A 422-nucleotide genomic window follows, 5' to 3' on the forward strand; every position below is an offset into this window, starting at 1 on the left:
CAAAGCTGCATACCGGTTTCTGGGTAAAATCCTCAACAACGTGAAGAAGTGGCAGATCCCACGATTCATCAACACGGATAAAGCGCCCGCCTATGGTCGCGCGCTTGCTCTGCTCAAACGCGAAGGCCGGTGCCCGTCTGACGTTGAACACCGACAGATTAAGTACCGGAACAACGTGATTGAATGCGATCATGGCAAACTGAAACGGATAATCAACGCCACGCTGGGATTTAAATCCATGAAGACGGCTTACGCCACCATCAAAGGTATTGAGGTGATGCGTGCACTACGCAAAGGCCAGGCCTCAGCATTTTATTATGGTGATCCCCTGGGCGAAATGCGCCTGGTAAGCAGAGTTTTTGAAATGTAAGGCCTTTGAATAAGACAAAAGGCTGCCTCATCGCTAACTTTGCAACAGTGCC

The 422-nt window shown here is 50.0% G+C and carries 1 pseudogene; it reads left to right on the forward strand.

Features of this window, described 5'->3' with window-relative positions:
• Positions 1 to 370 (forward strand): annotated as a pseudogene (locus AB1Z34_RS11190) (IS6-like element IS26 family transposase); the annotation flags it as partial.
• Positions 371 to 422: the final 52 nt, after the last annotated feature.

This window comes from Corynebacterium sp. 045007 (assembly GCF_040743205.1).
In the GTDB taxonomy this organism is placed as follows: Bacteria; Actinomycetota; Actinomycetes; order Mycobacteriales; family Mycobacteriaceae; genus Corynebacterium; species Corynebacterium jeikeium_D.